General features: G+C 62.4%; 18 protein-coding genes and 3 pseudogenes. 15 read left to right on the forward strand and 6 right to left on the reverse strand.

The features are described from left to right. Positions 1-162: 162 nt before the first annotated feature. From JFU58_RS29670 to JFU58_RS29730, 13 genes and pseudogenes are all read left to right on the forward strand, one after another. The gene (locus JFU58_RS29670) at positions 163-1,833 is read left to right on the forward strand and encodes a response regulator (RefSeq protein WP_063033322.1); all 1,671 of its coding nucleotides are present in this window, start codon (positions 163-165) and stop codon (positions 1,831-1,833) included. Positions 1,834-3,352: 1,519 nt separating this feature from the next. Next, positions 3,353-3,847 (forward strand): annotated as a pseudogene (locus JFU58_RS32720) (methyl-accepting chemotaxis protein); the annotation flags it as partial. A gap of 264 nt (positions 3,848-4,111) precedes the next feature. Beyond that, complete coding sequence (gene aroQ / locus JFU58_RS29680; protein WP_017478426.1) at positions 4,112-4,567, forward strand: type II 3-dehydroquinate dehydratase; 456 nt, start codon at positions 4,112-4,114, stop codon at positions 4,565-4,567. 25 nt (positions 4,568-4,592) lie between these two features. Beyond that, the gene (accB, locus tag JFU58_RS29685) at positions 4,593-5,054 is read left to right on the forward strand and encodes an acetyl-CoA carboxylase biotin carboxyl carrier protein (RefSeq protein ID WP_003217309.1); all 462 of its coding nucleotides are present in this window, start codon (positions 4,593-4,595) and stop codon (positions 5,052-5,054) included. Between the two features lie 17 nt (positions 5,055-5,071). Further along, positions 5,072-6,433, forward strand: a complete 1,362-nt coding sequence (accC, locus tag JFU58_RS29690; protein ID WP_010174033.1) for an acetyl-CoA carboxylase biotin carboxylase subunit — start codon at positions 5,072-5,074, stop codon at positions 6,431-6,433. 289 nt (positions 6,434-6,722) lie between these two features. Beyond that, the gene (gene prmA / locus JFU58_RS29695; RefSeq protein ID WP_017478425.1) at positions 6,723-7,601 is read left to right on the forward strand and encodes a 50S ribosomal protein L11 methyltransferase; all 879 of its coding nucleotides are present in this window, start codon (positions 6,723-6,725) and stop codon (positions 7,599-7,601) included. Between the two features lie 30 nt (positions 7,602-7,631). Beyond that, entirely contained in the window at positions 7,632-8,894 is a 1,263-nt protein-coding gene (locus JFU58_RS29700) for a DUF3426 domain-containing protein (RefSeq protein WP_201142979.1), read from the forward strand. Between the two features lie 185 nt (positions 8,895-9,079). Continuing rightward, positions 9,080-10,093 carry a tRNA dihydrouridine synthase DusB gene (gene dusB / locus JFU58_RS29705; RefSeq protein WP_017478423.1) on the forward strand — a complete coding sequence of 338 codons (1,014 nt, stop codon included), beginning with the start codon at positions 9,080-9,082 and terminating at the stop codon, positions 10,091-10,093. Then, the gene (gene fis / locus JFU58_RS29710; RefSeq protein WP_003186237.1) at positions 10,090-10,410 is read left to right on the forward strand and encodes a DNA-binding transcriptional regulator Fis; all 321 of its coding nucleotides are present in this window, start codon (positions 10,090-10,092) and stop codon (positions 10,408-10,410) included. The genes dusB and fis overlap by 4 nt, the downstream gene beginning before the upstream one ends. Positions 10,411-10,491: 81 nt before the next feature. Then, entirely contained in the window at positions 10,492-12,099 is a 1,608-nt protein-coding gene (purH, locus tag JFU58_RS29715; protein WP_003217323.1) for a bifunctional phosphoribosylaminoimidazolecarboxamide formyltransferase/IMP cyclohydrolase, read from the forward strand. A 141-nt stretch (positions 12,100-12,240) separates the two neighbouring features. Continuing rightward, positions 12,241-13,533 (forward strand): phosphoribosylamine--glycine ligase, encoded by a 1,293-nt coding sequence (gene purD, locus JFU58_RS29720; protein ID WP_063033325.1) that lies wholly within the window; start codon positions 12,241-12,243, stop codon positions 13,531-13,533. A 102-nt stretch (positions 13,534-13,635) separates the two neighbouring features. Further along, on the forward strand, positions 13,636-16,410 hold the full coding sequence (locus tag JFU58_RS29725) for a hybrid sensor histidine kinase/response regulator (protein ID WP_063033326.1): 2,775 nt from the start codon (positions 13,636-13,638) through the stop codon (positions 16,408-16,410). A gap of 163 nt (positions 16,411-16,573) precedes the next feature. Beyond that, a complete protein-coding gene (locus tag JFU58_RS29730) occupies positions 16,574-17,170 on the forward strand; it encodes a MarC family protein (protein ID WP_003217330.1) in 597 nt (198 codons plus the stop codon). 1 nt (position 17,171) lies between these two features. Here the strand turns inward: JFU58_RS29730 and JFU58_RS29735 are convergent, their stop codons facing one another. The 5 genes and pseudogenes from JFU58_RS29735 to cobG form a co-directional block, all read right to left on the reverse strand. Next, a complete protein-coding gene (locus tag JFU58_RS29735; RefSeq protein ID WP_063033327.1) occupies positions 17,172-17,963 on the reverse strand; it encodes a hypothetical protein in 792 nt (263 codons plus the stop codon). Between the two features lie 301 nt (positions 17,964-18,264). Then, positions 18,265-19,904: pseudogene (cobJ, locus tag JFU58_RS29740) on the reverse strand (precorrin-3B C(17)-methyltransferase). Then, positions 19,904-20,635 (reverse strand): precorrin-2 C(20)-methyltransferase, encoded by a 732-nt coding sequence (locus tag JFU58_RS29745; RefSeq protein ID WP_063033329.1) that lies wholly within the window; start codon positions 20,633-20,635, stop codon positions 19,904-19,906. The pseudogene cobJ and the gene JFU58_RS29745 overlap by 1 nt, the downstream one beginning before the upstream one ends. Continuing rightward, the gene (locus tag JFU58_RS29750) at positions 20,635-21,261 is read right to left on the reverse strand and encodes a precorrin-8X methylmutase (RefSeq protein WP_063033330.1); all 627 of its coding nucleotides are present in this window, start codon (positions 21,259-21,261) and stop codon (positions 20,635-20,637) included. Before JFU58_RS29750 ends, JFU58_RS29745 begins: the two co-directional genes overlap by 1 nt. Further along, on the reverse strand, positions 21,254-22,555 hold the full coding sequence (gene cobG, locus JFU58_RS29755; protein ID WP_342215333.1) for a precorrin-3B synthase: 1,302 nt from the start codon (positions 22,553-22,555) through the stop codon (positions 21,254-21,256). The genes JFU58_RS29750 and cobG overlap by 8 nt, the downstream gene beginning before the upstream one ends. Positions 22,556-22,650: 95 nt before the next feature. Between cobG and cbiE the strand changes: the two genes are divergently transcribed. Then, positions 22,651-23,856, forward strand: a complete 1,206-nt coding sequence (cbiE, locus tag JFU58_RS29760; protein ID WP_201142980.1) for a precorrin-6y C5,15-methyltransferase (decarboxylating) subunit CbiE — start codon at positions 22,651-22,653, stop codon at positions 23,854-23,856. Further along, entirely contained in the window at positions 23,853-24,572 is a 720-nt protein-coding gene (locus JFU58_RS29765; RefSeq protein WP_201142981.1) for a cobalt-precorrin-6A reductase, read from the forward strand. Before cbiE ends, JFU58_RS29765 begins: the two co-directional genes overlap by 4 nt. A gap of 12 nt (positions 24,573-24,584) precedes the next feature. Here the strand turns inward: JFU58_RS29765 and JFU58_RS32725 are convergent. Beyond that, a pseudogene (locus tag JFU58_RS32725) lies at positions 24,585-24,680 on the reverse strand (DUF6124 family protein); the annotation flags it as partial. Positions 24,681-24,684 lie beyond the last annotated feature (4 nt).

The following is a 24,684-nucleotide window of genomic DNA, read 5'->3' on the forward strand; positions in this document are numbered from 1 at the left end:
TAAAGGATGCACGCTGTTTACGCCCGCGCGACTGCATGGTCGATAAATGAATCTCTGCGACCTTGCAGTTAATTGACGTATGACACTCGTGCAACGGAAAAGAGGTGCTAGCATAGAGCCATCAGTTCGACCTCAGCATGCAGCCTAACTAGTAGTCAGGATATGACCGAGCCAGAAGACCCCAGCCGTGAGCGTCTCAAGCACCATTTTGCCCAGCGGGTAATTCATCAGGCACGTCAAATTCTTGAGATCTGGCAGCGCCTGCAACGCAGCGAATGGTCGACCGCCGACTTGACCGAACTCGGCGAGGCCAACCTGCGCCTGCTGCGTTTTGCCGAACGCTTCGAGCAGCCGGAGCACGGCCAACTGGCGCACCAGATCAACGCTTCACTCAAGGCGGTGGACGACAACCGCGGCCGCCTGAGCAGCCACCTGATCACCGAACTCAATCGCCTGATGCAGCGCCTGTCCCGTACCGGCCTGCGCCAGGGCGACCACTTGGAACAAACCCTCCTGCCGCCGATGCGCAAGCCGATCTACGTGATGCTGGCCGACCACGACCGCGCCGAGCGCCTGGCCAAGCAGTTGGAGTTTTTTGGCTTGAGTGCCCAGTCCCTCGACAGCGTGGCAGCATTTCGCTCATCGATGGCCGAGCGATTGCCGGCAGCCATCGTCATGGATGTGGATTTCTGCGGCACCGGCCTGGGCTTGAAACTCGCCGCCGAAGCCCAGGAAGGCCTGGAGCAAAAACTGCCGCTGCTGTTTTTCAGCCTGCACGAAACCGACACCCCCACCCGCCTGGCCGCCGTGCGCGCCGGCGGCCAGGAGTTCCTCACCGGAACCCTGGAGGCGTCGAGCCTGCTGGAAAAAATCGAAGTACTGACCTGCGTCGCCCAGTACGAACCTTATAAAGTGCTGATCATCGACGACTCGCGGGCCCAGGCGATGCACACCGAGCGCCTGCTCAACAGCGCCGGCATCGTCACCCGCACGCTGATCGAACCGATCCAGGCCATGGCCGAGCTGGCGGATTTCCAGCCCGACCTGATCATCCTCGACATGTATATGCCGGCCTGCACCGGTACCGAGCTGGCCAAGGTGATCCGCCACAATGACCGCTACGTCAGCGTGCCGATCATCTACCTCTCGGCCGAAGACGACCTGGACAAGCAACTGGACGCCATGAGCGAAGGCGGCGACGACTTCCTCACCAAGCCGATCAAGCCGCGGCACCTGATTACCACCGTACGCAACCGTGCGGCGCGGGCGCGCAACCTAAAAGCGCGGATGGTGCGCGACAGCCTCACCGGGCTGTACAACCACACGCACATCCTGCAATTGCTCGAAGACTGCAGCTTCCGCGCACGCCGCGAGAGCAAGCCACTGAGCTTTGCGATGCTCGACATCGACCACTTCAAGCGGGTCAACGACAGCCACGGCCACCCCATGGGCGACCGGGTGATCAAGAGCCTCGCGCTGTTTCTCAAGCAGCGCCTGCGCAAGACCGACTATATAGGCCGTTACGGCGGTGAAGAATTTGCCATCGTGATGCCCGACACCGATCTCGACGCCGCCTGCAAAGTGCTCGACGAAATCCGTGGGCGCTTTGCCGAGATTCACTACCCCGCCCAGCCCCAGGATTTGTGGTGCACCTTCAGCGCCGGCGTGGTGGAACTGTGTGATGGCTCCGACAGCCTGATGATGGCGGCCCAGGCCGACGAGGCGCTGTACCGCGCCAAGGATGCGGGGCGTAACCGGGTGATGTCGGCGCGCGCATCAAAGCAAAGTGCCACCTTTTCACCGGAATCCACCGAATCCGTCATAACTCTGTAATAGAAACGCAATAACTTCAGGCACTTACTTCTGCTGTCGGTTGAAACCACGCATGCGCCTGAAGCTGCTGACGAATCTGAACACCCTCCTTCTGGTCGCCGTTTGCCTGGCCCTGGGCGCGACGCTCTGGTGGTCGCAACGCGCCCTGGAGCGGCCCTATCTGTTGATGGAGCGCTACCTGGGCCTGTCGCAGACCTTTCAAAACCAGGCCGCGCGCAATATCGACGATTACCTCGCCAGCGGCGACGCCCTGCGCCTGAGCAGCGCCAGCCAGAGCCTGGAAAACCTGTTGCAGCATCTGGATGAGTTACCCGCAGACCTGGCGCAAAACCTGCGCCCCAGCCTGGTAGACCTGGATAACTTCAGCAAGACCGACCTGCTGGCCGCCGGCAAGCTGGCGGGCGACCCGCAGGCCTTGCTGCTGCAAGCCGAACGCGAGCTCGGCGCCAATCTGGAGCAAATGAATCAGTACGCCAGCGGTGTCACCTCCCCCGACGCGGCGCGTTATCTGCCGCCGTTGCTCGCGGCGTCCCAGCACCTGGCCAAACTCTCCCTGGCCCGGGACAAGCTGGTAAGCAGCGGGCGCAGCGAACTGGCTGACGATGTGGAGCGCGAAGTCAGCAATATCCGCAGCCAGGCTGACCTGCTGGGGCAACTGCCATTACTGGGGGTGACCGCCAGCAGCGAGTCCAGTACCGACGATTTCTCGGCCATGATGGGCCTGGAAAACACTGAAAAAGCCGTGGCCCAAGACACCGGCGTCGACCTCAAGCGCGAACTCAACAGCCTGCTGACTCGCTACCCCGCCGAGCTGAAACGCACCCGCGAACAAATCCAGCAACGCACCGAACTGGCCAGTAGCACCCACCTGAAAATCAACGCGGTGCAGCAAGCCATTGCCGGGCTGGAGCCGGTGGTGCGGGCCCAGCATGCGCAGATCCAGGGTGAAGTGCGGCTGATGCAAGGCGTCATGATCGGCCTGATTTTGCTGATCGCGCTGTTGATCGACACCTTGCAGCGGCGCCTGGCGCGGGTGCTGACCAACCTGGCGCCCGCCTTGTCCACCTGGGCCGAAGGCGACTTCAGCCAACACATTGCCTTGGGCAAGACCAACCGCGAACTGCACGATATCGAAGAGTCCCTGAATCGCCTGCGTGCTTATCTGGTGGACCTGGTGGGCACCATCCGCGGCAACGCCGAGCAAGTGGCCGGCAGCAGCAGCGCCCTGGCCGAATTGAGCAGCGGCATGCACGACGGTGCCGAGCGCCAGGCCGGTGACACCGCGCAGATTCGCGATTCCCTGGGCGAACTGGAAGCCACGATCCAGCAGGTTGCCGGCGACGCCAGCCAGGCCGCCCAGGCCAGCCGCAGTGCAGGCCAAGCCGTGGAACAGGGCCAACGGGTGATCGGCCTGAGCCTGACCGGGTTGCACGCCTTGGTCGGCGAAGTGCAGATAAATGCGCAGATGATCGAGAAACTCGCCGAGGAATCCGCAACCATCGGCGGCGTACTCACGGTGATTCGCTCAATTGCCGACCAGACCAACCTGCTGGCGCTCAACGCCGCCATCGAAGCCGCCCGGGCCGGTGAGGCCGGGCGCGGGTTCGCCGTGGTGGCCGATGAAGTGCGCTCCCTGGCCCAACGCACCGCTGGCGCCACCGCCGAAATCCAGCACCTGATCGCCGGCCTGCAAACCGCCGCCCGGCAATCGGTGGAAGGCATGCGCGCCCAGGTCGAACACGCCGAAGCCACCGCCGAGCAGGCCCAGGCGGCTGACGGCGCACTGGATGAAATCGTCGGGGCGATCCAGACCATTTCCGACACTGCGGTGCGGATTGCCGATGTCACCGCCCAGCAGAGTGGTGCCGTGAGCGAAATCCGCGATAACAGTGAGCGGATTCACCAGCTGGGCGAGGACAACTTGCTGCGAATTGGCCAGGGACGCCGCCAGGGAGAGCACTTGCTGGTACTTGGCGGGCAACTCAATACCGCCGTGCAGGCATTCCGCGTCTAACCGGCTCTCCTGTCTTATGAAGATCAAAATGTGGGAGCGGGCTTGCTCGCGAAGGTGGCGCACCCGTCAACGCATGTGGCGGCTGAACCACCGCCTTCGCGAGCAAGCCCGCTCCCACACTGACCGGATTCAGTCTTGCGGTCACATATTTTGCGCAATCCTCGCTAATCGTGCTGCCTACTGCATAGAACTGGACAGTCACAAAGCCTTTGCGGCATAGTCGCCGGGTTCTACCGTGCCCACATCAATAACAAGGAACAGCCGATGGCGACCTTACTGGTTCTTCACGGACCCAACCTGAACCTGCTCGGCACCCGCGAACCGGGCGTCTACGGGTCAGTGACCCTCGAACAGATCAACCTCGATCTGGAACGACGGGCACGTGATGCCGGCCACCATCTGCTCTACCTGCAAAGCAATGCCGAGTACGAACTGATTGATCGCATCCATGCCGCGCGCAGCGAAGGCGTGGACTTTATCCTGATCAATCCAGCCGCTTTTACGCACACAAGCGTTGCATTACGTGACGCGCTGCTGGCGGTGAGCATCCCATTCATCGAAGTGCATTTATCGAACGTGCACAAACGCGAACCTTTCCGCCATCACTCTTACTTCTCCGACGTTGCGGTAGGAGTGATCTGCGGCCTTGGCGCCAGCGGTTACCGACTGGCCCTGGAGGCCGCCCTGGAACAGCTTGAAGACACGGCCAAGCGCCCCTGACCGACCCTTTGGGAGTTGATGATTCATGGATATCCGTAAAGTTAAGAAACTGATCGAACTGCTGGAAGAATCCGGTATCGACGAGCTGGAGATCAAGGAAGGCGAAGAATCCGTACGGATCAGCCGTCACAGCAAGACCCCGGCCCAACAGTTCTACGCACCTCAGATGCAAGCGCCGGCTCCGGCCGCTGCGCCAGTGGCTGCTGCTCCGGTTGCGGCTGCTGCCGAAGCCCCGGCTGCTCCAAAACTGAACGGTTTCGTGGTCAAGTCGCCAATGGTCGGTACGTTCTACCGCACCCCGGCACCGACCTCGCCAGCCTTCGTTGAAGTCGGCGCAACCGTGAAAGTGGGCGACACCATCTGCATCGTTGAAGCGATGAAGATGATGAACCACATCACGGCTGAAAAAGCCGGCGTTATCGAATCCATCCTGGTAGAAAACGGTCAGCCGGTTGAGTACGACCAGCCGCTGTTCACCATCGTTTGAACCGCGGAGCGCCTTCGATGTTGAAACCTGCGAAGAAACTGCAAAAAGTCCTGATCGCCAACCGCGGCGAGATCGCGCTGCGTATCCTGCGCGCCTGTAAGGAAGAGGGCATCAAGACCGTCGCTGTTTACTCGACGGCCGATACCGAATTGATGCACGTGAAACTGGCGGACGAAAGCATCTGCATCGGCCCGCCACTGGCCACGAACTCGTACCTGAAAGTCTCGAACATCATTGCCGCCGCTGAAGTGACCGGTGCCGATGGTATTCACCCGGGCTACGGCTTCCTCGCGGAAAACGCCGATTTCGCCGAACAGGTGGAGAAATCCGGGTTTGCCTTCATCGGCCCGAAAGCTGAAACCATTCGCCTGATGGGCGACAAGGTATCGGCCAAGGACGCCATGATCGCGGCCGGCGTGCCAACCGTTCCAGGTTCCGACGGCCCGCTGCCTGAAGACGAGGCAACCGCCCTGCGCATTGGTCGCGAAGTCGGTTACCCGGTGATCATCAAGGCCGCCGGCGGCGGTGGTGGTCGCGGCATGCGCGTGGTGCACAAGGAAGAAGACCTGATCGAAGCCGCCAAGCAGACCCGCTCCGAAGCGGGCGCCTGGTTCGGCAACCCGATGGTCTACCTGGAAAAGTACCTGACCAACCCACGTCACGTGGAAGTGCAGGTACTGTCCGACGGCCAGGGCCACGCCATCCACTTGGGCGACCGCGATTGCTCGCTGCAACGTCGTCACCAGAAGGTACTGGAAGAAGCGCCAGCACCGGGCCTGGATGAAACCGCTCGCCAGGAAGTACTGGCTCGCTGCGTCAAGGCGTGCATCGACATCAACTACCGTGGCGCGGGCACTTTCGAGTTCCTGTACGAGAACGGCCGTTTCTACTTCATCGAGATGAACACTCGTGTGCAGGTAGAGCATCCGGTTTCGGAAATGGTCACCGGTATCGACATCGTCAAGGAGATGCTGAGCATCGCCGCTGGCAACAAGCTGTCGTTTACCCAGGATGATGTGAAGATCCACGGCCACTCCCTGGAGTGCCGGATCAACGCCGAAGACCCGAAAACCTTTATCCCAAGCCCTGGCCTGGTCAAGCATTTCCACGCGCCCGGCGGCAACGGCGTACGCGTGGATTCGCACCTGTACAGCGGCTACAAGGTTCCGTCCAACTACGACTCGCTGATCGGCAAGCTGATCACCTGGGGCGCCACCCGCGACGAGGCCATGGCCCGTATGCGTAATGCCCTGGACGAAATCGTGGTAGACGGCATCAAGACCAACATCCCGTTGCATCGGGATCTGGTTCGCGATGAAGGCTTCTGCGAAGGTGGTGTGAACATTCACTACCTGGAACACAAGCTGGCTAATCAGTAAGCGAAGTGATCCACCCAACAAAGCCGCCTTCGGGCGGCTTTGTTGTTTGTGCCCACCCGTCTTTCCTGGATGGATACATTCCCCTTGTGGGAGCGGGCTTGCTCGCGAATGCGGTATGCCAGTCAACACATCCATGACTGAAACACCGCATTCGCGAGCAAGCCCGCTCCCACATTTTTGTTTTGTGTACCCCAGCAGTACAGTCGTCTTCTGCTGTTCGCTCGCGTAAACTTGCGCGTCTTTCGCAGCCCTACCCCGCTGCACACTCATTTTTTCAAAGGTGCCCGCCATGCCTTGGCTGCAAGTCCGTCTCGCCATCAGCCCAGAACAAGCCGAAACCTACGAAGACGCGTTCCTCGAAGTGGGCGCCGTGTCGGTGACCTTCATGGACGCCGAAGACCAGCCGATCTTCGAGCCCGAGCTCAACACCACCCCGCTGTGGTCCCACACCCATCTGCTGGCCCTGTTCGAAGACGGCACCGATGCCGCCAGCGTACTGGCCCATATGGAACTGCTGACCGGCGGTCCACTGCCGGAACACCACAGCGAAATCATCGAAGACCAGGATTGGGAACGCAGCTGGATGGACAACTTCCAGCCGATGCGTTTTGGCCAGCGCCTGTGGATCGTGCCGAGCTGGCACGCCGCCCCCGAGCCTGACGCCGTCAACCTGCTGCTGGACCCGGGCCTGGCGTTTGGCACCGGCACTCACCCGACCACCGCCCTGTGCCTGGAATGGCTCGACGGCCAGGACCTGAAAGACTGCAACGTGCTGGACTTCGGCTGCGGTTCGGGGATCCTGGCCATCGCCGCCCTGCTGCTGGGTGCCAAGGAAGCCGTCGGTACCGATATCGACGTGCAAGCCCTGGAAGCCTCCCGCGATAACGCCGGGCGCAATAACATCGCTGAAGAGAAATTCCCGCTGTACCTGCCGGAGCAATTGCCCCAGGTGCAAGCCGACGTACTGGTGGCCAACATCCTCGCCGGGCCGCTGGTCGCCCTGGCACCGCAGCTGTCGAGCCTGGTCAAGCCGGGCGGCCGCCTGGCGCTGTCGGGCATCCTCGCCGAACAAGGCGAAGACGTTGCCGCTGCCTACGCCCAGGATTTCGAGCTGGATCCGATCGCCAACCGCGATGGCTGGGTACGCATCAGTGGTCGTCGGCGCTAGAATGAGCGCCTGCATGAATCGGATGGCCGCATGACCGACAGTTTCGTCACCCAGTGCCCACATTGCCAAGCACGCTTTCGCGTCAACCACGCTCAATTGAGCGTGGCCCGTGGCGTGGTGCGCTGTGGCTCATGCCTGCAAGTGTTCAATGCCGCTCGCCAACTGCTGGAGCAGCGCGCCAGTGCGCCCGTGCCCCAGGCACCAACAGCGGTAGAGCCACCACCAGCAGCAGAACCGCCACCCGAAGCACCGCGGGCCATCAGCCAGAAGCAATGGAACGCCGAAGAGCTTGACCTGGATAACCTGGACCTCGACGAAGAACTGGCCAAGCTGGAACGTCGCGAGATTCAACACACCCAGCCTGTGGGTGCAGACCGTCGCCAGCCCGGCACCGACCGTCGGCAAAAGGAAGACGCCCTCAGCGCCAGCCGCGATACGGCCAAGGCCGAGGAAGAGCAATGGGCCGCCAGCCTGTTCAGTGAGCCACGGGATGAACGAGCGCAAGCCCCGCAACCGGCCGATGATGAACCGCAACCGGCCAAGGCAAGCCCCGGCAAACCCAAGCGCACCGAACCGTCGATGTCGTTTGAAGCGGTCGAGCTCGACGACGCACCAGTGCTGCACGCGAACACCACCGATGACGAACTCGATCCACCGGTAACCGCCGTAGCAGAAGAGCCGGAAGCCGAACAACCCGAACGCCCGCAGCCCAAACGCAAGCGCCCTCGCCCCGAGGCCAGCGCCCATGACGACCTGCTTTCGGATCTGGAAGACGATCCGCTGCACCTCTACTCCCAGAAGCGCGCCTCCGGCTGGGGTCGCCGCCTGTTCTGGGGCTTGCTGGTGTTGCTGGCCGCCGCCGGCCTGGCGGGACAATACGTCGCCTACCAATTCGACGACCTGGCACGCCAGGACGCCTACCGCCCGTGGTTTCAGGAACTGTGCCCGAAACTGGGCTGCACCGTGCCCTCACGGGTCGATATCGCCCACATCAAGAGCAGCAATCTGGTCGTGCGCAGCCACCCGGAGTTCGCGGGCGCCCTGGTGGTGGACGCGATCATCTATAACCGCGCGACATTCTCCCAACCGTTCCCGCTGTTGGAGCTACGCTTTGCCGACATGAACGGGAATATGATCGCCAGTCGTCGCTTCAAACCCGCCGAATACCTCAGCGGCGAGTTGGCCGGCGTGACCGAGATGCCCTCCCAGACGCCGATCCACATTGCCCTGGACATCCTCGACCCGGGCAACAAAGCGGTGAATTACAGCCTGAGCTTCCACTCTCCCGAGTGATCCGGCACACGGGGTAAGGTTTGACGGCGGATTCTTGACTGCACCGCCCTTGACCAAACCAGCGGCGATAAGAAAATAACTGTTCAGATTTTATCCAATTCAGCCTTTATCCAGTCATCGAGAGCGGGTATCATGCCAACCCTTTTTCGAACTCTAATGATCCGGCCCCACAACAGGGAAGTCCTATGTCGGCGGTACGCATCGGCCCATACACATTGCACAACGGCTTGATCCTCGCCCCGATGGCGGGCGTCACCGACCAACCCTTTCGTCAGCTTTGCAAGCGTTTGGGCGCAGGGCTTGTAGTCTCGGAAATGGTCACCAGCGACATGAGCTTGTGGAACACCCGCAAGTCGCGGATGCGCATGATCCACGAAGGTGATCCCGAGCCCCGCTCGGTACAGATCGCCGGCGGTGATGCGCAAATGCTGGCGGATGCGGCCCGGGCCAACGTGGAGTTGGGGGCACAGATTATTGATATCAACATGGGTTGCCCGGCCAAGAAGGTCTGCAACAAGGCCGCAGGTTCTGCCCTGTTGAAGGATGAGCAGTTGGTGAGCGAGATCCTGCATGCCGTGGTCGCTGCAGTGGATGTGCCGGTCACCCTGAAGATCCGCACCGGTTGGGACCGGGACAACAAGAATGGCCTGACGGTGGCGAAGATCGCCGAGCAGGCGGGCATTACAGCGCTGGCGGTGCATGGCCGCACCCGCGCCGACCTTTACACCGGTGAAGCCGAGTACGACACCATTGCCGCGATCAAGCAGGCGGTGTCGATTCCCGTCTTTGCCAACGGCGACATCGATTCAGCCGAGAAAGCCCGGCGCGTGCTGCACGCGACCGGCGCCGATGGCCTGTTGATTGGCCGGGCTGCCCAGGGGCGGCCGTGGATTTTTCGTGAGATCGAGCATTTTCTGCGTACCGGCGAAACCTTGCCGGCACCGGAGCTGATCGAGGTGGAACGTATTCTGCTAGAGCATCTGGCCGCCCTGCACGCCTTCTATGGAGACGTGATGGGCGTACGCATTGCTCGCAAGCATGTGGGCTGGTATCTCGCAACCTTGCCGGGCGCCAAGGAGTTTCGCGCCCACTTCAATCGTTTGGATGATACGGAAGCACAGTGCGCCAACGTTCGTGAGTTCTTCACCGAGCGTTACAAGAGCCTGGTGACAGGGGACGGAGAAGGGGTGGCCGCATGACGATGATGACCGAGACTTTAGTGAGTGGAACAACACCCGTGAGCGACAACGTCAATTTGAAACAGCACCTCAACACGCCGAGCGAAGAAGGCCAGACCCTTCGCGGGAGTGTCGAGAAGGCGCTGCACAATTATTTCGCCCACCTTGAGGGCGCTGCCGTCACGGACGTGTACAACCTGGTGCTCTCCGAAGTCGAAGCGCCGTTGCTCGAAAGCGTAATGAACTACGTCAAGGGCAACCAGACCAAGGCCAGTGAGCTGCTCGGTCTGAACCGTGGCACGCTGCGCAAGAAACTCAAGCAGTACGATTTGCTGTAAGCATTCAATCAAACCAGAAAGGCGCCCGCGTAAAAACGGACGCCTTTTTTGCTGACTCCTTTGCTTTTGATGGAAATTGAAATGACCGACCAGACTACCCGCCTGCCGATCCGCCGTGCCTTGATCAGTGTCTCCGACAAGACCGGGATCCTCGAATTTGCCCGGGAGCTGGAAGCCCTGGGCGTGGAGATTCTCTCCACCGGCGGGACCTTCAAACTGCTGCAGGACAACGGCGTGGCCGCAGTGGAAGTGGCGGACTACACCGGTTTCGCAGAAATGATGGACGGTCGGGTCAAGACCCTGCACCCGAAAATCCACGGCGGGATCCTCGGTCGTCGCGGTATCGACGACGCCATCATGAGCGAGCACGGCATCAAGCCGATCGACCTGGTGGCCGTTAACCTGTACCCGTTCGAAGCCACCATCAACAAGCCAGGCTGCGACCTGCCGACCGCCATCGAAAACATCGATATCGGCGGCCCGACCATGGTTCGCTCGGCAGCCAAGAACCACAAAGACGTGGCCATCGTGGTTAACGCCAGCGACTACGCCAACGTACTGGAAAGCCTGAAAGCCGGCGGCCTGACCTACGCCCAGCGCTTCGACCTGATGCTCAAGGCCTTCGAACACACCGCCGCCTACGACGGCATGATCGCCAACTACATGGGCACCGTGAACCAAGCGGCTGAAACCCTGAGCACTGAAGGTCGCAGCCAGTTCCCGCGCACCTTCAACAGCCAGTTCATCAAGGCCCAGGAAATGCGCTACGGCGAGAACCCGCACCAGAGCGCGGCGTTCTACGTTGAGGCCAAGCCTGCTGAAGTCGGCATCGCCACCGCGACCCAACTGCAAGGCAAAGAGCTGTCCTACAACAACGTGGCCGACACCGACGCCGCGCTGGAATGTGTGAAGAGCTTCGTCAAGCCAGCCTGCGTGATCGTCAAGCACGCCAACCCGTGCGGCGTGGCCGTGAGCCCGGACGCTGAAGGCGGTATCCGCCAGGCGTACGAACTGGCCTACGCCACCGACACCGAGTCGGCCTTCGGCGGCATCATTGCCTTCAACCGTGAGCTGGACGCCGAGACCGCCAAGGCGATCGTCGAGCGTCAGTTCGTTGAAGTGATCATTGCCCCATCCGTCAGTGAAGAAGCCCGCGCCATCGTTGCTGCCAAGGCCAATGTGCGCCTGCTGGCCTGCGGCGAGTGGTCGGCTGAGCGTGCCGCTGCCTGGGACTACAAGCGCGTCAACGGCGGCTTGCTGGTACAGAGCCGCGACATCGGCATGATCGGCAGCGCAGACCTGAAAGTGGTGACCAAGCGCGCCCCGACCGAACAGGAAATCAACGACCTGATCTTCGCCTGGAAAGTCGCCAAGTACGTTAAATCCAACGCCATCGTCTACGCCAAGAATCGCCAGACCATCGGTGTTGGCGCCGGCCAGATGAGCCGCGTGAACTCGGCACGTATCGCTGCAATCAAGGCTGAGCATGCCGGCTTGCAGGTACAGGGTTCGGTGATGGCGTCCGACGCATTCTTCCCGTTCCGCGACGGCCTGGACAATGCGGCCAAGGCTGGCGTGACAGCGGTGATCCAGCCAGGCGGCTCGATGCGTGACGCAGAAGTGATTGCAGCGGCCGATGAAGCCGGCATCGCCATGGTGTTTACCGGCATGCGCCACTTCCGTCACTAACAGATGATCGTTCCCACGCTCGGCGTGGGAATGGAGCCCGGGACGCTCCGCGTCCCAAAGCGTGACGCGGAGCGTCACAAGAGGCATTCCCACGCAGAGCGTGGGAACGATCAGAATTCAGCGTCATCCGAGGTTTTTGAAATGAATGTTTTGATCATTGGCAGCGGTGGCCGTGAACACGCCCTGGCCTGGAAAGTTGCCCAGGACCCGCGCGTCCAGAAAGTTTTCGTTGCGCCCGGCAACGCCGGTACCGCCATTGAAGCCAAATGCGAAAACGTCGCCATCGACGTGTTGGCCCTTGAGCAACTGGCGGACTTTGCCGAGAAAAACGTTTCCCTGACCATCGTCGGTCCGGAAGTGCCTTTGGTAGCCGGTGTTGTGGACCTGTTCCGCAGCCGTGGCCTGGACTGCTTCGGCCCAACCGCCGGTGCTGCCCAGCTGGAAGGTTCGAAAGCCTTCACCAAGGATTTCCTGGCACGCCACAAGATCCCGACCGCCGACTACCAGAACTTCACCGAGATCGAGCCAGCCCTGGCTTACCTGCGTGAGGTCGGTGCACCGATCGTGATCAAGGCCGACGGCCTGGCCGCCGGCAAAGGCGTGATCGTCGCGATGACCCTGGCCGAAGCCGAAGACGCCGTGCGCGACATGCTCGCCGGCAACGCTTTCGGTGAAGCCGGTTCGCGCGTAGTGATCGAAGAATTCCTCGACGGCGAAGAGGCCAGCTTCATCGTGATGGTCGACGGCAAGAACGTACTGCCGATGGCCACCAGCCAGGACCACAAACGCGTGGGCGACGGCGACAGCGGCCCGAACACCGGCGGCATGGGTGCCTACTCCCCGGCGCCAGTGGTCACCGCCGAAGTCCACAAGCGCGTGATGGACCTGGTGATCTGGCCAACCGTGCGCGGCATGGCCGATGAAGGCAACGTGTACACAGGTTTCCTGTACGCCGGCTTGATGATCGATAAAGCCGGTAACCCGAAAGTTATCGAGTTCAACTGCCGCTTCGGCGATCCGGAAACCCAGCCGGTGATGCTGCGTCTGCAATCGAGCCTGGTACTGCTGGTGGAGGCGGCGCTGGCCCAGGCCCTCGACAAGGTCGAAGCCCAGTGGGACCCGCGCCCAAGCGTTGGCGTCGTGCTGGCCGCCGGCGGCTACCCGGCCGACTACGCCAAGGGCGATGTGATTGAAGGTCTGGATGCGGCTGCTACGCTGGAAGGCAAGGTGTTCCACGCGGGCACCGCGCTCAAGGATGGCAAGGTCGTCACCGCCGGTGGTCGCGTATTGTGCGCAACCGCCATGGGCAGTAGCGTAGATGCCGCCCAGCAACAGGCTTACAAGCTGGCGGCGAAGATCGACTGGAAAGGCTGCTTCTACCGCACGGACATTGGCTACCGCGCCATTGCCCGTGAGCGTGGCGAAAGTCAGTAAACAGCTATCCGTTCGGTTAGGCAGGGGCCCTTGGCCCTTGCCCTACGCTTGTGGCCCCGCGCATAGTTATACCCATGCATCAACCTACGAAGGGATTTCGCCGTGCGCTGGCTCAGGATCGCCATAGGTTTCACTGTCAGTCTGCTGACCTTGCTCTGCTTGCTTCCGGCCCAGGCCGCGGCACAAGGCAGTGGCTGGGCGGTATTGCTTGACGAACAGGCCGATCTGCAACTGAGCGACATCCGCTCGCCCCGCTACATCAATCAATTCAGCCCCATCGAACTGGACCGGATTACCGCCGCGCAACCGGACGGTGCGTTGTGGGTGCGCTTCAGGCTGCAACCCGGCAAGCACGAGCAAGTGCTACGGGTATTCGCCCCAGACCTGGCACATCTGAACCTGTACGTGCTCGACGGCGACACCCTGGTGGAGCAGCAAGCCACCGGCACCCGCCAGCCCCAGGCCGAGCGCCCGCTGCCCAGCAGCGACTTCATGCTGCCGATGCCCCAAAGCCAGAAGCCGCTGGACGTGTACCTGCGCATGGTCTCGGAACACGAGCTGCGCCCCTACATCACCCTGGAGCCCGCCGTACTCGCCGCGGCCAACCAGAACCAGACGCTGATCTACGGGCTGCTGTTCGGCTGCCTGGTGATGCTGATCCTGCATAACCTGACCCGCTACGCCTACCATCGCTCCCGCAGCAGCCTGTGGCTCGCCGCCTGCGAAGTGTTGCTGCTGCTCAGCCTGGCGCTGTTGCTCAATGTGGTCGGCCCGTGGCTGCCGAACTGGCACGCGGTACAAACCCCCGGCGCGTACCTCGCCCTGCTGCTGACGGCGCCGTGCGGGCTGATGTTTGCCTATCGCTTCTTTGCGCCTCTTGGCCCGCATCCGCTGAACAAACTGCTGATGGCCGACATTCTGTTGATCGTCCTCAGCGGGCTTTTGCTGCTGTTCGTCAATACGTTGCCGCTGAACATCATCACCTACGCCCTGGTGGCGTTGGCCGGCCTGAGCATGCTGTTCGTCTCGGCCTATCACTGGCAAAAAGGTTATCGCCCGGCGCGCCTGTTCATGGTGGCGATGGTGATATTCAACATCGGCACGCTGATTATCCTGCCGGCCTTGCTGGGCCTGACACTGGTGGCGCCCCAAGGCTTGATCGTTACCCTGCTCGGTTTTATCTGCCTCAGCGGCCTGTTGATGAGCCTGGCCTTGGGCGAACGCCAGCGCGCCATCACCGAAGACAACTTCAGCCTCAGCCGCGATCTGGCGGCGAGCAATGCCGAGATCGCCGCCAAGGCTGAGTTCCTGGCGAAGATCAGCCACGAAATCCGCACACCCATGAACGGCGTGCTGGGCATGACCGAACTGCTGCTGGGCACGCCGCTGTCGGTCAAGCAGCGCGACTACGTGCAAACCATCCACAGCGCCGGCAACGAATTGCTCACGCTGATCAACGAGATTCTCGACATTTCCAAGCTCGAATCCGGGCAGATCGAACTGGACGACGTGCAGTTCGACCTCAACGCGTTGATCGAAGACTGCCTGAGTATTTTCCGCGCCAAGGCCGAGCAGCAAAACGTCGAGCTGATCAGCTTTATCCAGCCCCAGGTGCCACGAGTCATCAGCGGCGACCCGACGCGTCTGCGCCAGGCACTGTTGAGCCTGCTGGAAAACGCCCTGCAAAAAACCGATGAAGGCGAAGTGCTGATCGTCGTGGCGCTGGACGAGCGCAGCAGCAAGCCGCGCCTGCGCATTGCGGTGCAAGACAGCGGCCTGCCGATGGAGCCCGCCGAGCGCGACGCCCTGCTGCACAGCGAATTGCACAGCAAGAATTTCCTGTCTGCCACACGTCTGAGCGGCCATCTGGGCCTGGTCATTGCCCGCCAGTTGATCCTGTTGATGAACGGCGAGTTCGGCATCAAGAGTGGCAGCCAACAAGGCAGCACCCTGTGGCTGACCTTGCCACTGGACCCGGAACGTCTCGAGCATCCAACCTCCGACCTCGACGGCCCGCTCAAGGGCGCGCGCGTGCTGGTGGTGGACGACAACGACACCTGCCGCAAAGTGCTGGTGCAGCAATGCACGGCCTGGGGCCTGAACGTGAGTGCCGTGCCTTCGGGCAAGGAAGCCCTGGCGCTGCTGCGCACCAAGGCGCACCTGCGGGATTACTTCGATGTGGTGCTGCTGGACCAGAACATGCCCGGCATGACCGGCATGCAACTGGCGGCGAAGATCAAGGAAGACCCGAGCCTGAACCACGACATCTTGCTGATCATGCTCACCGGCATCAGCAATGCGCCGAGCAAGATCATCGCGCGCAACTGCGGGATCAAACGCATCCTCGCCAAACCCGTGGCCGGCTACACCCTCAAGACCACCCTTGCCGACGAGTTGACCCAACGCAGCAAGGGCACTGTGCAACCACGCCAGGCGGCGATCAGCGCACCGGTCCCGGTGACCGTGCCGAATGACTTTCGGATTCTGGTGGCCGAAGACAACAGCATCTCCACCAAGGTGATTCGTGGCATGCTCGGCAAGCTCAACCTGCAGCCGGATACCGCGAGCAATGGTGAAGAAGCGTTGCAAGCGATGAAAACCCAGCGGTATGACCTGGTGTTGATGGACTGTGAAATGCCGATCCTCGACGGCTTCTCCGCCACCCAGCAACTGCGGGCGTGGGAAGTCAGCAACCAGCGCATTCGTACCCCGGTGGTGGCGCTGACGGCGCACATTCTTTCGGAACACAAAGAGCGTGCGCGCCAGGCCGGGATGGACGGGCACATGGCCAAGCCAGTGGAGTTGTCGCAATTGCGCGAGCTGGTGGAGTACTGGGTGGCGCAGCGCCAACAGCGCCCTGAGCACGCACCTACCTGACCTGAAATACGCTCTCCCTGTGGGAGCTGGCTTGCCTGCGATAGCAGTGCATCAGACACCTGATTTTTTGGCTGATACACCGTCATCGCAGGCAAGCCAGCTCCCACATTTGTTCCGTGGCGCCTGATAGACTCTCCACACGTCCCCGCCGCGAGCCGCGCCCATGCTCCATGTGCTATTCAGCGTTTACCTGAAGATGCTGGTGCTCTACAGCCCCTTCTTCGTGCTTTCCTGCTTTATCAGCCTGACTCGCGGTTACTCCAGCAAGGAGCGGCGGCGCCTGGCCTGGAAAGTGGCCCTCGCCACCCTGGTATCAAGCGTGTTGCTCTACCTGTTCGGCCGGGTGATTTTCAGTGTGTTCGGCATCACCGTCGACGCCTTCCGCATCGGCGCCGGCAGTGTGCTGTTCATCTCGGCCCTGGGCATGGCCCAAGGCAAGTCGGCGGTGCAGACCGATAACGTGCAGCAGGACGTGACCATCGTCCCGCTGACCATCCCCCTGACCGTCGGCCCCGGTACCATCGGTGCGCTGCTGGTGATGGGCGTCAGCCAGCCGCACTGGGACGATAAGATCACCGCCATCCTCAGCATCGCCCTGGCCAGCCTTACGGTGGGTGTGGTGCTGTACCTGTCCAACCGTATCGAACGCATTCTCGGCGACCAGGGCTTGCAGATTGTCAGCCGCTTGATGGGGTTGTTTGTGTGTGCACTGGCAGCGCAAATCATCTTCACCGGGGTACGCGGTTACCTGGTGCCGTAGGTCAAATCCTGTATTGGGCGATAGCCAGGCGGACCTTGTCCCCTGCGCTGTCGCGCATCAGTTGAATCGTGGCTTCGTTGACCACCGAACTGTTCAGCACCAGGCAGGTGCGGCCACTGAAGGCTTCAACGGACGCACTGTCCCACTCCAGAAACGGCATGCCCCACTGCTTGCTGACGCCGTGGGAACTGTAGGTCACCAGCACCATCGACACTTCCCCCGCCGTTTCCGAACAGGACGCCAAGCCGAAATCTCCGCCCTCATGGGTCGTGGTATTTCGTTTGAATAACTCAAATGAAGCCGGGAGTTGCTTCAAGGCTTCGATAGCCTCCCCCACCCGCTTGGGCAGTGCACTGATCAATGGCCCGGACAGGAACGTCGAGGCCACCGTGGCCGCCACCAGATTCAGCGCCGCCAACTGCACCGACAGCCCTTTGCGAGTGGTGTATACCCGCTCGAAACTGCTCCTGACCGGCATCCAGCCCAGGCTGCTCATCACCTTGATGAATTCGTTGTACCAGGCCTCTGTTCCCCGGGCGATCCGCAATACATCACTGACGTAGCTGCTCGCCAGCAAATAGCTTTTGCGGGTGTACTCCTTGTTGAGGCTCGTCATGCCTTCCACAAACGACATGACACTGTTGTTCACCACTGCCGCGTTCAGCTCATCATCACCTTCGAGCTTCACCGGCGCGCTCAACCCCGGCGACAAGCTGGACGCGCCCGGAAGCCGGTATGCGGCAATCAGCTTCCTCCTTTTTGCGCTGTTGATCCGTCTGTTATTTCGCTCCATAGCCATTTCTCCATAACCCCCAACATGGGGCTTAACGCCAACACTAGTCGAGTTGCCGGGGATTTTGAGGTGCTGGAAATCGAAGGCAAAACGCGCTGCGGTGCGCAGGAAAAATCACTGCTGGCGGCGACGGTGAGTAAACGTTGGGGATCAACCTGCGGTGCGAAAAGAGGCCGTATTTTTCTTCAACCAGAAGCGAAGGATAAGACTCGACCCGCTGCAAGAACCACCCGGCAAGCAGACCTTTCTTCCATCACCTGGCGACTCTTTCAAAGCGGCCCCATTGCGGGGCCACCTCTGTTCAGGACGCGGGTTTCTCGCCATACCAACGTGGCGTATACACCCATTCGCCGCCCCCGGCCCGTGGGAATACACAGGTGGTGGACGAACCGATCAGCACCATCGTGCGCATGTCCACCTGCTCCGGGGTCAGTTGCCCCAGGGTGGTGACTCGCAGGGTCTGGCCCGGCCGACCGATATCGCGGCCCAACACCACGGGCGTCTCGGCCGTGCGGTGCTGCGCGACGATCTCCAGGGCGCGCCCCAACTGCCAGGGCCGAGCACGGGAAATCGGGTTGTAGAACGCCAGCGCCAGGTCGGCCTGGGAAGCCAGGTCCAGGCGCTTCTCGATGATCGACCAGGGCTTGAGGTTGTCCGACAGCGACATCACGCAGAAGTCATGCCCCAGCGGCGCCCCCGCCTGCGCCGCCGTGGCGAGGGATGCCGACACACCCGGCAGGATTTCCAGGTCGACCTGATGCCAGGCCGGGTCGCTGGACTCGTGCAAGGCTTCGATCACCGCAGCGGCCATGGCGAATACGCCTGGGTCACCCGAAGACACCACCACCACCGAACGCCCCTGCGCCGCCAGCTCAAAGGCGTGACGGGCGCGCTGCATCTCTTCGCGGTTGTCGGTGCAGTGCTGGATCTGGTCCGGGCGGAACGGCCCGGCCATGCGCACATAGGTTTCGTAACCCAGCACGTCGGTGCAGCGGGCCAGTTCAGCCTTTACCGCTGGCACCATCAGTTCGGCAGCACCGGGGCCCAAACCGATGACCGCCAGGCGGCCACGGGGACGACCGACCAGGGACAGGTCCAGCGGTGCATCGGCCACCGTGATGGCGATGTCCGTTTGGGTCGCCAAACTGGCGAAGCGCAACGGTACGCCCAACTCGATTGAAGCTTCATGCAGCGACGAATCGGCCATCTCGGTTTCAGACGCCAGCAAACACGCCAGCGACTGCACGGCGAGCCCTGCATCCTGCAACGCCGCACGAATGCGTGCGGCCAGTTGCGGCCCCGACTGGCAAGTGACCAACACGTTTTTCGGATAAATCAGTAGTTCATTAGCGGCGGGCGTACGCTCGGCACTGCCGACGTGAATCGCCAGACGCGCCTGCTGGTTCTGGGGCAAGTTGGCCTGATCCAACCATGGCGCCGCGCCTTCAATGCGCACCGATTCACCCGCCAGCAAATCGGAAACAAAGCGTTTGCCCAGTTCCAGATCCCCGAGCTGATAACCGCTGGGCGGGTTGAGCAGGCAGGTGCCGAAACGCAGTTCGCCACTGGTGGTGATCGCAGCGGCAACGCCCAAGGCGGCGGCGATTTCCCGCGCCATTACGTTCACACCCCCAGGCCACCGAGCAGCGGCACCACCGCGCTGCCGTCTTCGGCGACTGCCAGCACGGCAGGCTCGACGCCCTTCTCCAGCAGCAGCGGCGCCAGGGTGCGGATCACAATTCCGGCCGCGCACAGGGCGATGATCGGCGTGCCCTGTTGATACAACTGGCGCACGCTGGCGCCGAATTCGTTATAGGCCTGATCCGCACCTTCAACCCGTCCGGCCAGGCCGTGGATCAGTGCGTCGGGATACACCTGCTGGATAGCCCGGGCAGTGGCGAGACTGCCCTGCCCCAGAATGACAATCGCGGGAGCCGTCATCAGCCTTGCCACCTTTCACCAGGAACGATGATCAGCGAGAAATACGGCGAGGACGTTGGATCGACCTGGTCCAGAGCGACGATTTTCTGATTGGCCATGGTCGCGCGCTCGACATACAACGCCCGGCTCGCCAGCCCCAACTCTTCCAATACCTGACGCACCTTGGTGAAGTTGCGGCCCAGCTTCATGATCACCGCCGCGTCGGCATCCGCCAGGCGACGTTTGAGTTCGTCATGGGGCAATACGCCAGAGAGCACCGACAGGCTCTGGTTGCGATACACCAGCGGCGCACCCAGCACGGACGCCCCGCCGAGCATCGAGCACACGCCCGGGATCACCTGAGCGTCGTAGCGCTCGGCCAGGCGGTCATGCAAATACATGTAAGAACCGTAGAAGAACGGGTCGCCTTCGCAGATCACCGCCACATCGCGCCCGGCATCCAGGTGTGCGGCAACGTCGACGCTGGCGGTGTCGTAGAAATCACTGATCACTTGCTCGTAGGACAGCGGCGCGGGCAGCACTTCAGTGGTCACCGGGTAAACCAGCGGCATCAGGGTTTGCTGGGGCACCAAATGGTCTTCGATGATGCCGAAGGCATTGCCCTTCTTGCCCTTGGCCACGAAGTACGCCACCACCGGCGACTCGCGCAGCAGGCGCAGGGCTTTCAGGGTAATCAGTTCCGGGTCACCGGGGCCTACGCCCAGGCCAATCAAACGTCCGCGTGCCGGCATTATTCGACCTCCGTGGCCAAGGCGTTGACCGCGGCGGCGGCCATCGCACTGCCGCCCAGGCGGCCCTGCATGATCACGAACGGGACGCCGCGGCTGTCTGCCGCCAGCATCGCCTTGGATTCGGCGGCGCCGACAAAGCCCACCGGAAAACCGAGAATCAGCGCGGGCTTTGGCGCGCCGGCGTCGAGCATTTCCAACAGGTAGAACAGCGCTGTCGGCGCATTGCCGATCACCACCACGCTGCCTTCCAGGTGCGGGCGCCACAGCTCCAGGGCGGCGGCGGAACGGGTGTTGCCCAGCTCGCGGGCCAACGCCGGCACGCTGTCATCGCGCAGGGTGCAGATCACCTGATTGTTGGCCGGCAGGCGCGTACGGGTCACGCCTTCGGAAACCATCCGCGCATCACACAGGATCGGCGCGCCGGCGGCCAGGGCTTCGCGCCCGGCCTTGCCGGCACCTTCAGAAAACTGCAGGCCGTCGATGGCGTCAACCATGCCGCAGGCATGAATCACCCGCACGGCGAGTTTTTCCAGGTCGGCAGGAATGCGATCCAGCTTGGCTTCTGCGCGAATGATCGCGAAGGAGTTGCGATAGATCTCCTGACCGTCGCGGATGTAATCAATCATCGGTGTTGCTCCGTGGGTGGGCGCGCAGCAAGGCGCCCGCCGCTTCAATAGAAAGAGTGCGCGCGTTCAGGCGGCCGAAACCGGGCTGGCCTGCGTCGCGGAAATAGAGGTCGTAGTGGCCGGGGCTTACCGCCAGCAAGGTGACGGGCGCGGTGTGTGCGGCGGCGCAGGAACGTGGGCAACCGGACAGGTGCACGCTGTGGCCGGGAGCGAGCGTTGCCAATTGCAGGGCGTCGGCCTTGGTGTCGGCCAGGCCTTTGGCGCATCCGCTGGAGCCGGTGCAGGCGATCAGGCGCGCCAGGGGTTGGTCCACCGAGCACAAAAAGCCAAGCCGTTCGAGGCGTTCAATGACAGCCGTCGCGTCACGGATATTGGGCAGCAGCAGGCCCTGCCATGGCGTGACACGCAGGGTGGCGTCGCCATGATCGACGGCCAGCTGCGCGGCGCCCCTGAGCATCGCCGAATCCAGGCGGCCCAAGGGTGCGACGGCGGCGACGTAGTACTGGTTTTTTTGGCGCTGTGGATAACTTCCCAGGTGCAGCGGCGCGGGGTTGGAATGGCGTGAAAAGCCGTCAACCGGCTGCAAGGGCAGGTTTAGCTGCCGCAGAAAGTTATCCACAGACGTTTCAGCCAGCAGGTGGCGCATGCGGGTTTGATCGGGCCGGGCCAGTTCAAGGAACAGCTCCAGAACCGCCACCACCAGTGCATGCCCTTGCGCCAAAGGCACGGCGGCCAATGGCGCGTCCTGCGCCGGGCAGCCTGCCAGGCCGAATGCCAACAGCGTCTGGCCATTGGCGTCGAACGCCGACAACCACAGGTCGTGATGATGCTCGAGCATCGCCAGGGCTTCACCGCCGTCCAGTTGCACGGCGAACTTGGCTGACAGCTCATGGAAACGCGGGTGGGTTTCCAGTGTGGTGAGGATTTCGTCGGCCAGCGGCCGTGTGTCGAACAGCATCTCGCAGTCGATACCGGCGCTGGGGCTGAGCATCAGGTTGCGCACATCGTCACCGGCGGCGCTTCTGGGCCCAAGGTCAGCGGCCAGCAAGGCGGCGATCAATGCGTCCTGTTCGGCACCTATTCCGCGAATCTGCAGGTTGGCGCGGTTGGTCGCCTCGATCACGCCGCCGGCATGGGCCTGGGCCGCATCGGCCACGGCAAGGGCCTGCTCGGCGAGGATCGAACCACCGGCCAACTTGATCCGGCAAATCCCGCCGTCCAACGCCTGGACAATACGCAGCAACCCCGGACAGGCCGAGGGACGCAAGGTATTGGACGGTGGTATTGGTTTCACAGGGCTACCGGTTCACGGGTAAAGGCGCGGTATTATGCCTGCTTTGTCCGGCGGCATGAAAAGCCTGCCCGTCGGATGTCGTTCAAGGAATTCATATGTCGCCCTGGCTGACGATAGTAGGCATCGGTGAAGACGGCTTCAAGGGCCTGGGCAGAAACGCCCGGCACGCCCTGTTGCGCGCCTCGCGCATTGTTGGCGGCCAGCGCCAGCTGGACTTGTTGCCGGTATGTATCCGTGGCGAACGCCAGCTGTGGCCGAGCCCGTTTTCCCTGGAACCGGTGCTGGCCAGGCGCGGTGAAGCGATGTGCGTGCTGGCCAGCGGCGATCCGATGTTCTATGGCGTAGGCGCTAGCCTGGCGCGGCAGGTGCCCGCCGATGAGCTGCTGATTCTGCCGGCGCCTTCTTCGGTGTCATTGGCGGCGGCGCGTTTGGGCTGGCCGTTGCAAGACGTAGTGACGCTGTCGGTGGTTGCCCGGCCGTTGGCGGCGCTGAATGCGCACCTGGCCAGCGGCGTGCGTTTACTGGTGCTGAGCAATGACGGCCAGAGCCCGGCGGCCATGGCGGCGCAGTTGGCTGAGCGTGGCTTTGGTGCAAGTCGCCTGAGGGTGTTTGAACACCTCGGCGGGCCGGATGAGCGGCGCATCGACGGCATCGCCCGGGATTGGCCAGGTGAACCGATTGCCGCGTTGAATCTGATGGCCATCGACTGCGTGGCCGACGCCAACACAGCCCGCCTGTCACGCCTGGCGGGGCTGCCGGACTCGGCCTTCAAGCACGATGGCCAACTGACCAAACGTGACGTGCGCGCCATGACCCTCGCCCGCCTCGCGCCGATGCCCGGCGAACTGCTGTGGGACGTGGGCGCGGGCAGCGGCTCCATCGGGATCGAATGGATGCGCGCCCACTCCAGTTGCCGCGCGCTGGCGATCGAAGCCGATGAAGGTCGGCAACTGTTGATCGAACACAACCGTGACGCACTCGGCGTCCCAGGCCTGCAGTTGATTCGCGGCACCGCGCCCCACGCACTCGCTGGCCTGGAAGCGCCCGACGCCATCTTCATCGGCGGAGGCGTCACCCGCGACGGCGTGCTCGACACCTGCTGGCAACACCTGCGCCCCGGCGGCCGGCTGGTGGCCAACGCCGTGACCCTGCAAAGCGAAATGACCCTGATGGCCTGGCGCGAACAATACGGCGGCGAACTGACCCGCATTCATGTGGCCCAGGCCCAGCCACTGGGGGACTTTGATACCTGGCGCCAGGCGCTGCCGATCACCCTGCTGGAAGTGATCAAGCCGCTATGAAACGCATCCTGCTGCTGGGCGGCGTGACGGAAGCCCTGGCCATTGCCCGCACACTGGGGCCGGAGCATATCTACAGCCTGGCGGGTGTTGGTCGGGTGCCGACCGACCTTACTTGTGAAGTGCGCGTCGGCGGCTATGGCGGCGCTGATGGCCTGGCGCAGTTTATTCGCGACGAAGGCATCGAACGGGTGGTGGACGCGACTCATCCGTATGCCGCGCAGATCAGCGCCAACGCGGCCCGCGCCGCTGGTGTGTGCGGCATTCCCTGCTGGGCCCTGCGCCGCCCGGCATGGCAGCCACAGGCCGGTGATGACTGGCGCGAGGTCAGTGACTGGGCGGACTTGATCAAAGCCTTGAAACCCTTCAAGCGGCCGCTGTTCACCCTGGGCCGCGAACCGTTGCAGCACCTCGACGAAATCCCCGCCGAGCAGTTCTGGACGCTGCGCGCGCTGGACGTATATCCGGGCAATGAACGTTGTGAAGTGATCGGTGCCCGTGGACCGTTTTTGATCGAGGATGAGCGGGCGTTGTTTGAGCGCCGGCAGATTGATGTACTGATCAGCAAGAACAGCGGCAGCAGCGCCACGGAGCCAAAGCTGGAAGTGGCGCGGGAGCGTGGGGTGCCGGTGCTGGTGTTGAAGCGGCCGGTGTTGCCGGAGGTGGACCGGGAGTTCACGACCGTCAACTCGGTACTGCAAGCATTACAGTCGTTATGACCTGATACGAACAAACGCCAAGTCGCAACTCAGCGCGTTGGCCGAGGCCAGTGCTTCAATGAGGTTGATCAACAGGTCTTCGGTGCAGATTCCATCGGCTACAGGCACTGAC

It is taken from the genome of Pseudomonas sp. TH34 (genome assembly GCF_016650865.1).
Lineage (GTDB): Bacteria > Pseudomonadota > Gammaproteobacteria > Pseudomonadales > Pseudomonadaceae > Aquipseudomonas > Aquipseudomonas yamanorum.

Bases quoted from the DNA above. Each gene is read 5' to 3' on its own strand.
- JFU58_RS29735 (WP_063033327.1), bottom strand. From the start codon at position 17,963: ATGGAGCGAAATAACAGACGGATCAACAGCGCAAAAAGGAGGAAGCTG.
- cbiE (WP_201142980.1), top strand. From the start codon at position 22,651: ATGTCGCCCTGGCTGACGATAGTAGGCATCGGTGAAGACGGCTTCAAG.
- dusB (WP_017478423.1), top strand. From the start codon at position 9,080: ATGTCGGCGGTACGCATCGGCCCATACACATTGCACAACGGCTTGATC.
- JFU58_RS29745 (WP_063033329.1), bottom strand. From the start codon at position 20,635: ATGCCGGCACGCGGACGTTTGATTGGCCTGGGCGTAGGCCCCGGTGAC.
- purH (WP_003217323.1), top strand. From the start codon at position 10,492: ATGACCGACCAGACTACCCGCCTGCCGATCCGCCGTGCCTTGATCAGT.
- aroQ (WP_017478426.1), top strand. From the start codon at position 4,112: ATGGCGACCTTACTGGTTCTTCACGGACCCAACCTGAACCTGCTCGGC.
- purD (WP_063033325.1), top strand. From the start codon at position 12,241: ATGAATGTTTTGATCATTGGCAGCGGTGGCCGTGAACACGCCCTGGCC.
- accB (WP_003217309.1), top strand. From the start codon at position 4,593: ATGGATATCCGTAAAGTTAAGAAACTGATCGAACTGCTGGAAGAATCC.
- accC (WP_010174033.1), top strand. From the start codon at position 5,072: ATGTTGAAACCTGCGAAGAAACTGCAAAAAGTCCTGATCGCCAACCGC.
- JFU58_RS29730 (WP_003217330.1), top strand. From the start codon at position 16,574: ATGCTCCATGTGCTATTCAGCGTTTACCTGAAGATGCTGGTGCTCTAC.
- fis (WP_003186237.1), top strand. From the start codon at position 10,090: ATGACGATGATGACCGAGACTTTAGTGAGTGGAACAACACCCGTGAGC.
- JFU58_RS29765 (WP_201142981.1), top strand. From the start codon at position 23,853: ATGAAACGCATCCTGCTGCTGGGCGGCGTGACGGAAGCCCTGGCCATT.
- JFU58_RS29750 (WP_063033330.1), bottom strand. From the start codon at position 21,261: ATGATTGATTACATCCGCGACGGTCAGGAGATCTATCGCAACTCCTTC.
- JFU58_RS29670 (WP_063033322.1), top strand. From the start codon at position 163: ATGACCGAGCCAGAAGACCCCAGCCGTGAGCGTCTCAAGCACCATTTT.
- JFU58_RS29700 (WP_201142979.1), top strand. From the start codon at position 7,632: ATGACCGACAGTTTCGTCACCCAGTGCCCACATTGCCAAGCACGCTTT.
- prmA (WP_017478425.1), top strand. From the start codon at position 6,723: ATGCCTTGGCTGCAAGTCCGTCTCGCCATCAGCCCAGAACAAGCCGAA.